General features: G+C 44.3%; 12 protein-coding genes. 3 read left to right on the plus strand and 9 right to left on the minus strand.

The window, feature by feature from the left end; translation table 11 throughout:
• Together murA and OCU48_RS01640 are read left to right on the plus strand one after the other, a co-directional pair.
• A complete protein-coding gene (murA, locus tag OCU48_RS01635; RefSeq protein ID WP_141346948.1) occupies positions 1-1,269 on the plus strand; it encodes a UDP-N-acetylglucosamine 1-carboxyvinyltransferase in 1,269 nt (422 codons plus the stop codon).
• A gap of 222 nt (positions 1,270-1,491) precedes the next feature.
• The gene (locus tag OCU48_RS01640; RefSeq protein WP_141346949.1) at positions 1,492-2,235 is read left to right on the plus strand and encodes a 1-acylglycerol-3-phosphate O-acyltransferase; all 744 of its coding nucleotides are present in this window, start codon (positions 1,492-1,494) and stop codon (positions 2,233-2,235) included.
• 48 nt (positions 2,236-2,283) lie between these two features.
• On the opposite strand, the gene OCU48_RS01645 is transcribed toward OCU48_RS01640, so the two are convergent.
• The 5 genes from OCU48_RS01645 to arcA all read right to left on the minus strand — a co-directional run bounded on the left by OCU48_RS01645 (position 2,284) and on the right by arcA (position 6,617).
• On the minus strand, positions 2,284-2,673 hold the full coding sequence (locus OCU48_RS01645) for a RidA family protein (protein WP_141346950.1): 390 nt from the start codon (positions 2,671-2,673) through the stop codon (positions 2,284-2,286).
• Between the two features lie 37 nt (positions 2,674-2,710).
• Positions 2,711-3,172 (minus strand): aspartate carbamoyltransferase regulatory subunit, encoded by a 462-nt coding sequence (gene pyrI / locus OCU48_RS01650; RefSeq protein ID WP_141346951.1) that lies wholly within the window; start codon positions 3,170-3,172, stop codon positions 2,711-2,713.
• 16 nt (positions 3,173-3,188) lie between these two features.
• Positions 3,189-4,118, minus strand: coding sequence for an aspartate carbamoyltransferase (gene pyrB, locus OCU48_RS01655; RefSeq protein WP_141346952.1), 930 nt, complete (start codon positions 4,116-4,118; stop codon positions 3,189-3,191).
• Between the two features lie 202 nt (positions 4,119-4,320).
• Positions 4,321-5,325, minus strand: coding sequence for an ornithine carbamoyltransferase (locus tag OCU48_RS01660; RefSeq protein ID WP_141346953.1), 1,005 nt, complete (start codon positions 5,323-5,325; stop codon positions 4,321-4,323).
• Positions 5,326-5,396: 71 nt separating this feature from the next.
• Positions 5,397-6,617 (minus strand): arginine deiminase, encoded by a 1,221-nt coding sequence (gene arcA / locus OCU48_RS01665; protein ID WP_141346954.1) that lies wholly within the window; start codon positions 6,615-6,617, stop codon positions 5,397-5,399.
• A gap of 193 nt (positions 6,618-6,810) precedes the next feature.
• Between arcA and rraB the strand changes: the two genes are divergently transcribed.
• Entirely contained in the window at positions 6,811-7,227 is a 417-nt protein-coding gene (rraB, locus tag OCU48_RS01670; RefSeq protein WP_102485004.1) for a ribonuclease E inhibitor RraB, read from the plus strand.
• 81 nt (positions 7,228-7,308) lie between these two features.
• Here rraB and OCU48_RS01675 read toward each other — a convergent pair whose 3' ends face one another.
• From OCU48_RS01675 to pepA, 4 genes are all read right to left on the minus strand, one after another.
• Positions 7,309-7,692, minus strand: a complete 384-nt coding sequence (locus OCU48_RS01675) for a DUF2061 domain-containing protein (RefSeq protein ID WP_141346955.1) — start codon at positions 7,690-7,692, stop codon at positions 7,309-7,311.
• A 369-nt stretch (positions 7,693-8,061) separates the two neighbouring features.
• Complete coding sequence (locus OCU48_RS01680; RefSeq protein ID WP_141346956.1) at positions 8,062-10,923, minus strand: valine--tRNA ligase; 2,862 nt, start codon at positions 10,921-10,923, stop codon at positions 8,062-8,064.
• Positions 10,924-11,018: 95 nt separating this feature from the next.
• Positions 11,019-11,474: a DNA polymerase III subunit chi gene (locus tag OCU48_RS01685; protein ID WP_141346957.1), complete on the minus strand. Its 456-nt coding sequence runs from the start codon at positions 11,472-11,474 to the stop codon at positions 11,019-11,021.
• Between the two features lie 72 nt (positions 11,475-11,546).
• Positions 11,547-13,055: a leucyl aminopeptidase gene (gene pepA, locus OCU48_RS01690; protein WP_141346958.1), complete on the minus strand. Its 1,509-nt coding sequence runs from the start codon at positions 13,053-13,055 to the stop codon at positions 11,547-11,549.
• Positions 13,056-13,270: the final 215 nt, after the last annotated feature.

Below are 13,270 nucleotides of genomic sequence, written 5' to 3' on the forward strand. Positions count from 1 at the left end.
ATGGAAAAATTCCGAGTAACTGGATCGTCAGCACCACTAAGTGGTGAGGTTTCGATTTCTGGCGCTAAAAATGCCGCCTTACCTATTTTATTCTCTGCGATCTTGGCAGAAGAGCCTGTAGCGCTGCACAACGTGCCAAAACTGCGTGACATCGATACAAGCATGGCACTACTACAAAAGTTAGGTGCTAAAGCATCACGCGATGGAGATACCACTACTTTGCAGGTGGACTCATCGGGCATCAATGAGTTCTGTGCTCCGTATGAACTCGTAAAAACCATGCGTGCATCTATCTGGGCATTGGGCCCATTAGTGGCAAGATTTGGTGAAGGCCAAGTGAGTTTGCCTGGCGGTTGTGCTATTGGCGCACGCCCAGTGGATCTGCATATTCAGGGTCTTGAGCATCTTGGTGCCAAAATTACGCTAGAAGATGGCTATGTTAAAGCGAAGGTTGATGGGCGCCTAAAGGGCGCACACATTGTCATGGATAAAGTGAGCGTAGGCGCCACTATTACCATCATGAGTGCAGCGACACTAGCAGAGGGGACTACGGTACTGGACAACGCAGCTCGTGAACCTGAGATTGTTGATACTGCTGAGTTCCTAAATACTCTAGGTGCAAAAATATCGGGCGCGGGCACGGATACTATTACTATCGAGGGCGTAGAGCGTCTTGGTGGTGGTGAGCATATCGTTGTTCCAGACCGCATCGAAACAGGTACCTTCCTTGTGGCTGCAGCAGTTTCCGGCGGTAAGGTTGTGTGTCGTAATACTCGCGCATCTTTGCTAGAAGCTGTTTTAGCTAAGCTAGAAGAAGCGGGTGCTAAAATTGAAACCGGTGAAGATTGGATCTCTGCTGATATGACCGGTCGTGAACTTAAAGCGATCACTGTTCGTACTGCGCCACATCCAGGTTTCCCTACCGACATGCAAGCACAGTTTACTTTGCTTAATATGATGGCTAAAGGTGGCGGTGTCATCACTGAAACTATTTTTGAAAACCGCTTTATGCATGTGCCTGAATTACAGCGTATGGGTGCAAAAGCTGAAATCGAAGGCCATACAGTGATTTGCGGTGATAGTGATGAGCTAAGCGGTACTCAAGTAATGGCAACAGATCTTCGTGCATCAGCGAGCTTAGTTATTGCAGGGTGTATCGCTAAGGGTGAAACCATAGTTGATCGCATCTACCATATTGATCGCGGTTATGATCGCATTGAACATAAGCTCAGCTTATTGGGCGCTAATATAGAGCGATTTAGTGACTAATTACGATATTTAGATGCTATTTCCGGCCGAAACCATATGGTTTCGGCTTTTTTATTTGGTAGACTTGTGGGGCTAAGTACAGGTATTGTCAGTGTGCTTATGTAATTAGTTTAAACCCAAGGTAAACATGGGTAATAACCTTCTTAAAGAACAATGTCCCCGAGATTTGGATATGTTGGGTATAACAATATAACTGCGAAGGATATCGCTAGGAATGAAACAATGATTGCTTTACTGCGCATATTTATGGTCGCAATTTTTGCTGTACTGATGTTTGTGTTTGGGTGTGGTTACTGCCTATTTAGTCCAAGAAACCCAAAGCATGTATTTAGATTTGGTCGCTACTTTGGCGCGATGCACCGTGTGTTTGGTATCAAATTGGAACTGCGTCTTCCTGAAGATGCATATAAGCGTGGCCAGGCTGTATATATTGCAAACCACCAAAACTCTTGGGATCTTTTCACGATATCTTCAGCAGTAACACCAAGTGTGGTGACCGTTGGTAAGAAAAGTCTATTGTGGCTACCTTTGTTTGGTCAGATTTACTGGCTAACAGGTAACATTCTTATTGATAGAGCCAACCGTTCTAAAGCTATGGGGACGATCGATCAAGTTATCGATAAAATGAAAGAAAGTAGCCTTTCTGTATGGATGTTCCCAGAAGGGACACGCTCACGAGGTCGTGGTTTGATGCCGTTCAAAACTGGAGCCTTTCATGCGGCAGTTGGTGCTGAAACACCAATTATTCCAATTGTATGCAGTACTACTCAAGATAAGATCAAACTCAATCGTTGGAATAACGGCCACGTGATTATCGAGATGTTACCACCGGTAGATACCTCTCAATACGGTAAAACCGATGTGCGTAAATTGGCAGAGCTTTGCCGCGCTCAGATGGAAGAAAAGCTGAAAGACTTGGATGACGAAGTTGACGCAAGAAATACCGCAGACGGCGTGAAAAACTAAACAATAAAAAAGGGAGCTTCGGCTCCCTTTTAGTCATTTTTAGAATGCTTATTTGCGAACTGCAATAGCTTCGATTTCTATGCCTACATCTTTAGGAAGGCGCGCAACTTCTACACAAGAGCGTGCAGGGTAGTTTGCTACGTTATGCTCGTCGAAGAATTTACCATATACCTCGTTTACTGTGCCGAAGTCATTGAGGTCTTTTACGAATACCGTCATCTTCACGATATCGGTAACACTTAGGCCTGATGATTCAACCACAGCCTTAACGTTTTCTAGAGACTGTTTCGCTTGCTCTGCAATATCAGAAGACACTTCGCCTGTCTCTGGGTTTACAGGGATCTGACCAGAAGTCATTACCATGCCACCTAGGTCAACACCTTGAACGTAAGGGCCGATTGCTGCTGGAGCATTGTCAGTATGCAGTACTTTCGTCATTTTCATTCCATTTCTATTTTGTTTTAACGAATACTAGTTATAACTCAGTGACCACTTCACGTGAATACACTTTTTCACAGTATTTGCATTTCAAACGAATACTGTCTTTCTTTTCAACCACATTAAACTGGCTTTCAACAGGTTCACCGTGGGTAATGCAGTTGCTATTAGGGCAAGCAAAGACACCGCGAACTTGGCTCGGCAGTTCTAGCTCAAGCTTCTTCACTACCTTGTAATCTTCAATCTGATTCACCGTAGCGCAAGGAGCGTAGAGAGCGAGTTTGCTGGCTTGCTCTTCGTTGATGAATACGTTTTCAATCTTAAGGATATCTTTCGCACCTAGTGCCGACGAAGGCAGGTTTAGACCTACAGTGACACGTTCGTTCGACTTCTGCATTGAAAAGAGTTTTAGTACTTTGATACCTACATGTGCAGGGATATGGTCGATTACAGTACCGTCTTTAATCGCTTCAACTTGTAATTGAGTTGGTTTAGTCATGGTTAAATCTCCTCTATTACAGGGTTTGGTTAAGAACAAGCGCTAACAGAGCTTCACGTGCATAGACACCATTTTCAGCCTGGGTAAAGTAGTAGGCATGAGGTGTTTTATCGACATCAACAGTGATTTCATCAACACGTGGTAATGGGTGTAAAACCTTTAGATTTTCACGTGCTTCTGTCAGCAATGCGGCTGTAAGAATGTAAGCCGATTTGATGTGTGCATATTCTGATTCGTCAAAACGCTCTTTTTGAACGCGAGTCATGTAAAGAACATCTAGTTCAGGAATAACGCTTTCCATATCTGTATGCAGGCTATATTGAATGCCTGCTTCATCTAGCTCTTCACAAATGTAATCAGGCATGGCTAGCGCTTCAGGTGCGATAAAGTAAAAGCGCACGTTGTTAAACTTAGCCAAAGCTTGAGTCAGCGAATGCACAGTACGGCCATATTTAAGGTCGCCAACAAAAGCCACGTTAAGGTTATCTAAGCGTCCCTGAGTTTCGTAGATTGAGAACAGGTCAAGTAGGGTTTGTGTAGGGTGTTGGTTTGAACCGTCCCCCGCATTGATCACTGGAACACCGTTGGAAAACTCCGATGCTAATCGAGCCGCACCTTCTTGAGGATGGCGCATCACAAATGCGTCAACGTAGGTTGAGATTACCTGTACTGAGTCCGCTAGGGTCTCACCTTTCTTTGCTAATGAAGTATTACCGCCATTATCGAAACCAATGACGCTGCCGCCAACACGTTGAATCGCGGTTTCAAATGATAGGCGTGTGCGCGTAGAAGGCTCAAAAAAGCAACTAGCGACAACCTTGTTCTTTAGCAGTGTAGGCATAGGCTCTGATTTGAGTTTTCCTGCCGTTTGCACAATTAGCTCAAGCTCTTCGCGGTTTAGCTCTGGAATGGAGATGATGTGCTTATTGAAAAGCGTGTTTTGCATGGTTTCTTCCCCTGATAGTACGCACAAAAAAGCCCCCCTAAAAAGGGAGGCTAGAATCAATTCTGAATGAATAGGAGTGGAACACGGCGTTGGCAGTGTTTCTTAGTCACGTTTTGATTGCCACGGTGTAGCATACAACCCTCCTATTTATCGTCTGGGATTATACGCACTGAGTATGCGATCGCAAGCGTTTGCGTCAGAATTATTGACCTAAGGTTGCAACCATTACTGCCTTGATAGTGTGCATTCGATTTTCAGCTTCATCAAATACAATAGAGTGTTCAGACTCAAACACTTCATCTGTAACCTCAAGTCCCTGCATGCCATATTTAGCTGCTATTTCTTTGCCTACAGTAGTTTGATCATCATGAAAAGCAGGCAAGCAATGCATGAACTTAACGTGCGGATTACCCGTTGCTTTAATTGCATCCATATTCACTTGATAAGGCTTCATTACTGCGATGCGTTCTTCCCAAGCTTCAGCGGGTTCACCCATCGAAACCCAAACATCAGTGTACAAGAAATCACAGTCCTTAACTCCAGATGCGACATCTTCAGTAAGAGTGATCGACGCTCCACTGCTTTGAGCTATTTCCTGACATTGTGCAACGAGTTCTTCTTCTGGCCAGTAGGCTTTTGGGGCAACTAAGCGAATATCCATGCCCATCTTTGCCGCGCCCACAAGTAACGAGTTACCCATGTTATTACGTGCATCACCAAGATAGGCAAAGCTGATTTGATGAAGTTGCTTGCCTCGGGCATGCTCTTGCATCGTCAAAAAGTCAGCCAAGATTTGCGTTGGATGGAATTCGTCAGTGAGACCGTTCCAAACAGGCACTCCAGCATATTCGCCTAGCTCTTCAACTATGGTTTGACCGAAACCACGATATTCAATGCCATCATACATACGACCGAGCACTCGAGCGGTATCTTTCATCGATTCTTTGTGACCAATTTGAGAACCGGATGGACCTAAATAAGAAACCTGAGCACCTTGATCAAAGGCTGCTACTTCAAACGCACAGCGTGTTCTCGTAGAAGACTTTTCAAAAATTAGAGCGATGTTTTTACCCTGTAATCGCTTTTGCTCTGTACCTGCATACTTTGCTTTTTTCAGTTCTGCAGACAATTCTAATAAGAACTGAATCTCTTTTTGAGTAAAATCTAAAAGTTTTAGAAAGTTACGGTTTCTTAGGTTGTAGGCCATATGGGTTCTCTCATTCGATGTCATGTATGATTTATTGCATATTAATGCTTTTTAATCAAATATAAATTCACTTAAACTGCATCTCTTTCAATAGGGCAACTCATACAGCGTGCGCCCCCACGTCCTCTGCCGAGTTCGTTTCCAGGAATAGATATAACCTTGATACCCGCTTGTTCATATTTTTCATTGGTATAGACGTTACGCTCATAACCAATCACAACACCAGGTTTCACGGTTAAAACGTTGTTGGCATCATTCCATTGCTCGCGCTCTGCTTCATAACTGTTTCCTCCAGTGGTGACTATTTTCAGCTCTTGCAAACCTAAAGCATCTTTGATGGCGCTAGCGTATGAGTCAGCTTGAACAGCGTGCACTCGACCTTTTTCTGATGGAGTTAAAATCCAAGTTTCTAAAGAGGAGTTAATGACTTCAGGATAGATAGAAAAGGTATCGATGTTAAGCTGGGTCATTACTGTATCGAGGTGCATACATGAACGGGTCTTTGGCAGTCTCAAAGCGATAACTTGTGTTGCTTGCCCAGTCTCAAAGAGTCGATGAGCTAAGTTTTCAACGCCTTGTGGAGTAGTGCGTTCAGACATACCAATCAACACGCTACCTCGACCAATCACTAATACATCACCTCCTTCTATATTGGTGTTGTCATAGTGCTCATTCTCATTTCCGAGATAGTTTTCAAAGTTTTGCTTAGCAAAAGTAGGGTGCCAGCGATAAATAGCGCGAAGATGGTTAGTTTCTCTTTTTCTTGCTTTCTTCATCATTGGGTTTAATGACACACCACCATAGATCCAGCATGAGGTATCGCGAGTGAATAAATGGTTGGGTAGTGGGTCGATAACAAAATCAAGAGCCTTATGCATTTTGGGCAAGATAGATGCAGACGTTATAGATAACTCGGAGTAGGCCAGACCACCAGTGAGCACAGTAGCAAGGTGGTCGTTATCCATATCGGCTAAGTGCTCACGAAGTTCACTGGCAAAAGTAGGGCCATATCGATAATCGGAGATTTGATTCTGCAACAACCATTGCTTGGCCTCAGGGATAGCGAGAGTGTCGGCGAGAAGATCATGTAGCAGCAGCACATCAACATCTTGGTCTCGTAGAGCCTCGGCAAAGACGTCATGTTCTTTACCAGCAGCTTCGACGGCGAGAACATCGTCGAACAGTAAATCTTGGCAGTTAGATGGTGTTAAATGGGTCAATGCCCTTTCTGGGCGGTTAAGTAAAACTCGGCGCAATTGTCCCACTTCTGAACCGACGTACAGCTTACTCATTATGCATCCTTTATCATTATGACCCATCCTTTATGACAAGGATGGCGTGAAGTTGCAAGTTACAGAGGTAAGCAAGGAGGATAATTGAGAAATCTCCCTCTAGATTGAGCCTAGATATGGTATTTCGTGTCGAACCGTGCCATATTTCGTCGGTATATAAATCTATTATTTTTACCTGTTCGGGAGCACACCCATGTCACAAGTGGAAGAGTATCTATCAGTCGAAGAACTTATCGAATTTCAGAAAGAAGAGACGCGCGATATCATCGCCGCTTTACTTGAAGACGGTAGTGAACCTGATGCTTTGTATGAAATTGAACATCACCTTTTTGCTGAGGACTTTGAAACTCTAGAAAAAGCGGTTGTTGAAGCTTTCAAAATGGGTTTTGAGGTTCTGGAAGCAGAAGAAACTGAAGACGAAGATGGTAAAAAGTTATTGTGCTGTGATGCAACAATGACTTGTACTCTAGACCCTGAGTTGATCGATCAGCAAGTTGAGACGCTGATTAACCTAGCTGAAAAATACGACATTATTTATGACGGTTGGGGTACATATTACGAGGGCGAAGACGCGCTTGTTTATGACGAAGAAGATGATGAAGACGAATAATCGTTGCCTATCTATCTAACTGAAAAAGCTCGCTATTTAGCGAGCTTTTTTGTATCTACTGGAAAGTAACTCAAGCCTCTATTAAGCGTGGCTAAAAGTTGGTTGCGCGAAGTATTTGCGCCATACGCGTTCATGAAAGTAGTAGACGCCAGTATTAATGGTTGGTTCTACTAAAGCTAGCAAGCCACCGGCTAAAGCATCTCCAGAGATTAGGTAGACAACGGTGAATGCCACACTAAAGTGAACAACAGCAAAGCTGGTGGTTTTAACCTGCGAAAACGCTTGTTTTGCTTTTAGGTAAGGCACTGAGTTCCAGACTTTTTCATGAAAATAAAATGCCACAGTGTTAACGCTAGGCTCAATCATTGCTATTAGACTACCTAGGATCACATCACCCGTAAGAACGTAAGCTACGGTAAAGGCGATTGAGAAGTGTAATACTGCAAAGCTAAGTGTCTTTTTCATTGTGGATCCTATAGTGCTTTCCTTTGTTGAGAATAGTATTGATAATTATTCTCATTTGGTCAATAGTTATTTTTTGATTAATTTGATAGGGAAAAGTAATCAAGGTATTGAATGCGTGTTAAAGGTACACAATGTACGACCTAAGATTCCGGCTCGATGGCCGGAATGACGATTCTCTTGAAGAGGTGGGTGGTATCAAATGTAGCTATTTGGCACCGTCATTCTGGACTTTATCTAGAACCTTAGAGAACATAAAAGCTACCTGAGACAAATAACTCATAGCGCACCAAACATGAGCGACCAGCAGAGTACATCAGGCACAAAAAAAGGGCTGACTTTCGTCAACCCTTGTTATTCAACTACTTACTATTACAGTGCTGCGATTGTCGCTTTCTGCTCAGCAAGTTTAGTCAATGTGTCTTTGTAACCGTCAAGCTTTTCTCGCTCTTTAGCAACAACCGCTTCAGGTGCTTTAGCAACAAAGCCTTGGTTGTTTAATTTGCCTTCGATGCGCTTGATCTCACCTTCAGTTTTCTTGATTTCACCCGCTAGACGATTAAGTTCAGCGTCTTTATCAATCAATCCTGCCATAGGGATCATTAGTTCAGACTTGCCAACCAAAGAGGTTGCACATGCAGGAGTCTCTGCGCCGTCTTCTAGAACAGTGATGTTCTCAAGCTTGGCTAGAGACATAAGCACAGCCTTGTTTGCTTCTAGGCGAGATACCTCACTTGCATCAGAAGCTTTAAGCATTACGTCTAGTGGCTTGCTTGGAGCAATGTCGTATTCTGCACGCAGGTTACGGATGCTAGTAATGAATGCTTTAACCCACTCAATATCATCAAGCGCTTCCTGGTTGAAGTTAGCTGCTTCATACTGAGGCAGTGCTTGAGTCATAATGGTATCGCCCTCTACACCTTCAACAAGTGGCTTAACGCTCTGCCAGATTGTTTCTGTGATGTAAGGTAGAACTGGGTGAGCAAGACGTAGAGTCTTTTCAAGCACAGTGATCAGCGTGCGACGTGTTGCACGTTGCTGAGTTTCGGTGCCTTTCCAAAGAACAGGTTTAGTTAGCTCTAGGTACCAATCACAGAATTGGTTCCAGATGAACTCATAGAGCGTGTTCGCAGCCATGTCTAGACGGTAGGTGTCTAGGTGAGCATTAAACTCTTTCGCTGTAAGTTCAAACTGAGATTCAATCCATTTATCAGCGATTGAGTACTCAAGTTCTGCCCCTTGAGCAAAACCGCAATCTTGGTCTTCTGTGTTCATTAGAACATAGCGACTTGCGTTCCACAGTTTGTTACAGAAGTTACGGTAACCCTCTAGGCGTTTCATATCCCAGTTGATATCACGACCAGTAGAAGCCATTGCTGCTAGCGTAAAGCGCAATGCGTCAGTACCGTATGGTTCAATGCCGTCTTCGAAGGTCTTACGTGTGTTCTTTTCGATCTTCTTCGCTAATTGTGGCTGCATCATGTTGCCACAACGCTTTTCAACTAGTTCTTCAAGACCAATACCATCAATCATATCGATAGGGTCAAGTACGTTGCCCTTCGACTTAGACATCTTGTCGCCGTTTTCATCACGGATAAGGCCTGTCATGTACACGGTTTTGAACGGTACTTGAGGCTTACCGTCTTCGTCTTTCACGAAGTGCATGGTCATCATGATCATACGAGCAACCCAGAAGAAAATAATATCAAAGCCTGATACTAGAACTTCAGATGGGTGGAATGTTTTCAGTGCTTCTGTATCTTCAGGCCAGCCTTGAGTGCCGAAAGTCCAAAGCGCAGAAGAGAACCATGTATCGAGAACGTCATTATCTTGGCGCAGTACGACAACTGGCGCTAGGTTGTTCTTTTCACGAACTTCTTCTTCAGTACGACCTACGTAGACTTTGCCGTCGTTGTCGTACCATGCTGGGATTCGATGACCCCACCAAAGTTGACGAGAGATACACCAGTCTTGCACATCACGCATCCACGCAAAGTACATGTTTTCATATTGCTTAGGTACAAATTGAATTTGACCATCTTCAACGGCTTTTACCGCCGGCTCAGCTAGAGGAGCAGTACGAACGTACCATTGGTCCGTTAGCATTGGTTCAATAACTACGCCACCACGGTCACCGTAAGGAACGGTTAGGTCGTGATCTTTGATCTCATCAAGAAGGCCAAGCTCTTCAAATTCAGCAACGATAGCTTTACGAGCAGCGAAACGTTCCATTCCTTGGTATTTAATAGGAAGGTCTGTGCTGTAAACATCGCTTTCTTCACCGTTGGTATTGAATACTTCAGCAGTATCACGAATATCAGCGTTGAACGTTAGGATGTTGATCATTGGAAGGTTGTTGCGCTTACCAACTTCATAATCGTTAAAGTCGTGAGCAGGAGTGATTTTCACACAACCTGTGCCTTTTTCCATGTCCGCATGCTCATCGCCTACGATTGGAATGAGACGACCGACGATAGGTAGCTCAATGTGCTGACCAATAAGATCTTTATAGCGGGGATCTTCTGGGTTTACAGCAACACCTGTATCACCCAGCATTGTTTCTGGACGAGTGGTCGCAACAACAATGTAGTCTTTTCCGTCTGCCGTTGTAGCACCGTTTGCTAGCGGGTAACGGAAGTGCCACATAAAGCCCTTCTTATCTTTGTTCTCAACTTCAAGATCTGAAATAGCAGTGTGCAGTTTTGGATCCCAGTTAACGAGACGTTTACCGCGGTAGATAAGGTCATCTTCGTATAGGCGCACGAATACTTCTTGAGTGGCAGCTGACAAGCCGTCATCCATAGTGAATCGTTCACGATCCCAGTCGACAGAGGCGCCAAGGCGACGAAGCTGCTTGGTGATCGTGCCACCAGATTCAGCTTTCCATTCCCAGATCTTGTCAATGAAAGCTTCACGACCGTAATCGTGCTTGGTCTTGTTCTCTTCTGCCGCAATCTTGCGCTCAACTACCATTTGAGTGGCAATACCAGCGTGATCGGTGCCTACTTGCCAAAGAGTGTTTTTACCCTTCATTCGCTCAGCACGGATTAGCGTATCCATGATGGTGTCTTGGAATGCATGTCCCATGTGCAAGCTACCTGTGACATTCGGCGGTGGGATCATGATTGAGTATGATTCTTTCGAGGTGTCACCGTGTGGCTTAAAGTAGCCTTTTTCTTCCCAAGTCTGATACAGATCTTGTTCGATAGATTGTGGGTTATATGTCTTTTCCATAATGCTCTTACATGGATAGTTGGTTGATGGCAAACTGCATAAATTAAGGGTTTATCAACCGCCAGTTGATAAATGCTTTAGCTATGAAGTTTGGTTTATTTGTCTAATTCTGCAATGGATATCGTCTGCATCTGATAGCCAGCCTGACGGTAAATTTTATACCTTTCTCGGGCGACATGCTTCGCTTTTTCATCGCAAGGCACGAAGTCTACCACTTGAGACACTATTCTCGCAAAGTTTGTATTATCTTCAGCCAGATTAATGACAATATTACGGCTGCGATTAAATTGAGTAGAACCACTGCCAATCTCGACAAGAGTGCCTTGCCTAGGCCCCTCTCCGGTCAGGTTGTGAGCAATAAAGTCTGCGCCGTTAAGTTGAAATAGAGCGTCATCCCAAACGTCTGAATGTTGCTTATCTTTGGTATTCAAATAGATACGAGCGCCTTGCTTGGTAAAATGCCTAATTAAGTAGCAGACATACTCACGAAAGCCTTGCTCCGAGTCCGCAACACTATTAGGTTCAATCAAGTAGAAGGTGGCTATAGACATGATCTTTCTCAATAAAAAGCGCCTCCAGAAGGAGGCGTTACTTAACTTAGATTAGCACACAGTATAAGGCTATTATTCTTCGGCTTCTTGTCCACTACGGTTTAGTAGGAACTGAACCAATAGAGATACAGGACGGCCGGTTGAGCCTTTCGCTTGACCAGACTTCCAAGCTGTACCGGCAATATCTAGGTGAGCCCAGTTGTATTTCTTGGTGAAGCGAGAAAGGAAGCAACCCGCAGTGATAGTGCCAGCAGGGCGACCGCCGATGTTTGCCATATCAGCAAACGGGCTGGCGATTTGCTCTTGGTATTCATCAGCCATAGGTAAACGCCATGCACGGTCACCCGATTGTTCAGATGCATTCACAAGTTCGTGAGACAGTGGGTTATGGTTTGAGATAACGCCACTGATGTGATGACCAAGGGCAATCACACAAGCACCTGTTAGCGTTGCAACATCAACCACGCAATCTGGTTCAAAGCGTTCTGCATATGTTAGAGCGTCACACAACACTAAACGGCCTTCTGCATCGGTGTTCAACACCTCTACTGTTTGACCTGACATAGTAGTTAGGATGTCGCCAGGGCGATATGCGTTGCTTCCTGGCATGTTTTCACAGCCAGCAAGTACACCTACCACATTGATTGGCAGGTTAAGTTGAGCAAGGGCTTTCATTGTACCGAAAACACTAGCTGCACCACACATGTCATACTTCATCTCATCCATGCCGTCGCCGGGCTTCAATGAGATACCACCTGAATCAAAAGTTAGTCCTTTACCGATAAGTACGATAGGTTTAGCGGTGGATTCAGGGTTACCTTTGTACTCCATGATCGACATCATAGATTCATTGTGTGAGCCACGGCCTACTGCTAGGTAAGACGTCATGCCCAGTTTTTCCATCTCTTGTTCACCAATAATCTTAGTGGTGACCGTTTCATAGTCATCCGCTAGACGACGGGCTTGAGAGGCCAGATAAGCTGGGTTCGCCACATTTGGTGGCATGTTACCTAGGTCTTTAGAAGCAGCAACACCAGATGCTATTGCTAAGCCATGGTTAATTGCACGCTCACCGATATTCAGCTCACGACGTGTTGGCACGTTGAACACTAGCTTGCGCAGTGGACGGCGTGTCTCTGGTTTATTGCTCTTAAACTGGTCGAAAGTATAAAGGCCATCGTGCGTTGCTTCTACCGCTTGACGTACTTTCCAGTAAGTATCGCGTCCTTTAACGTGAAGCTCAGTAAGGAAACAAACGGCTTCCATTGAACCTGTTTCGTTTAGCGTGCTGATGGTTTTTTGAATGATTTCTTTATATTGGCGCTCGCCAAGCTCACGCTCTTTACCACAACCTACTAACAGAACACGTTCTGATAACACTCCAGGTACTTGATGCAATAACAGCATTTGACCTGGTTTACCCTCTAAATCACCTCTGCGAAGCAGTGAGCTTAGGTATCCATCACTGATTTTATCCAGTTGCTCTGCAACTGGTGAAAGGCGTCGTGGTTCGAACACCCCAACAACGATGCATGCGCTGCGTTGCTTCTCTGGGCTACCACTTTTTACACTGAACTCCATGCCTACTCCTACATCCTGAAGACAAACCACAATAAATGTTAGATAATAACTGCTTAACTTGTTGAATCTTGGTCAAGAGCTATGTTTACTCAATGAGCGTAAGCAAGTTAATTGATTATCGATTAGTCAGAAAAATTGAAAAACAAAAGGTTTAATCAGAAATTATAGCGATTCCTGTAAAAATACAAGTTTTGCATCCGAGCTTATAGGGACTT

The organism is Vibrio inusitatus (genome assembly GCA_024346935.1).
Classification (GTDB): domain Bacteria; phylum Pseudomonadota; class Gammaproteobacteria; order Enterobacterales; family Vibrionaceae; genus Vibrio; species Vibrio inusitatus.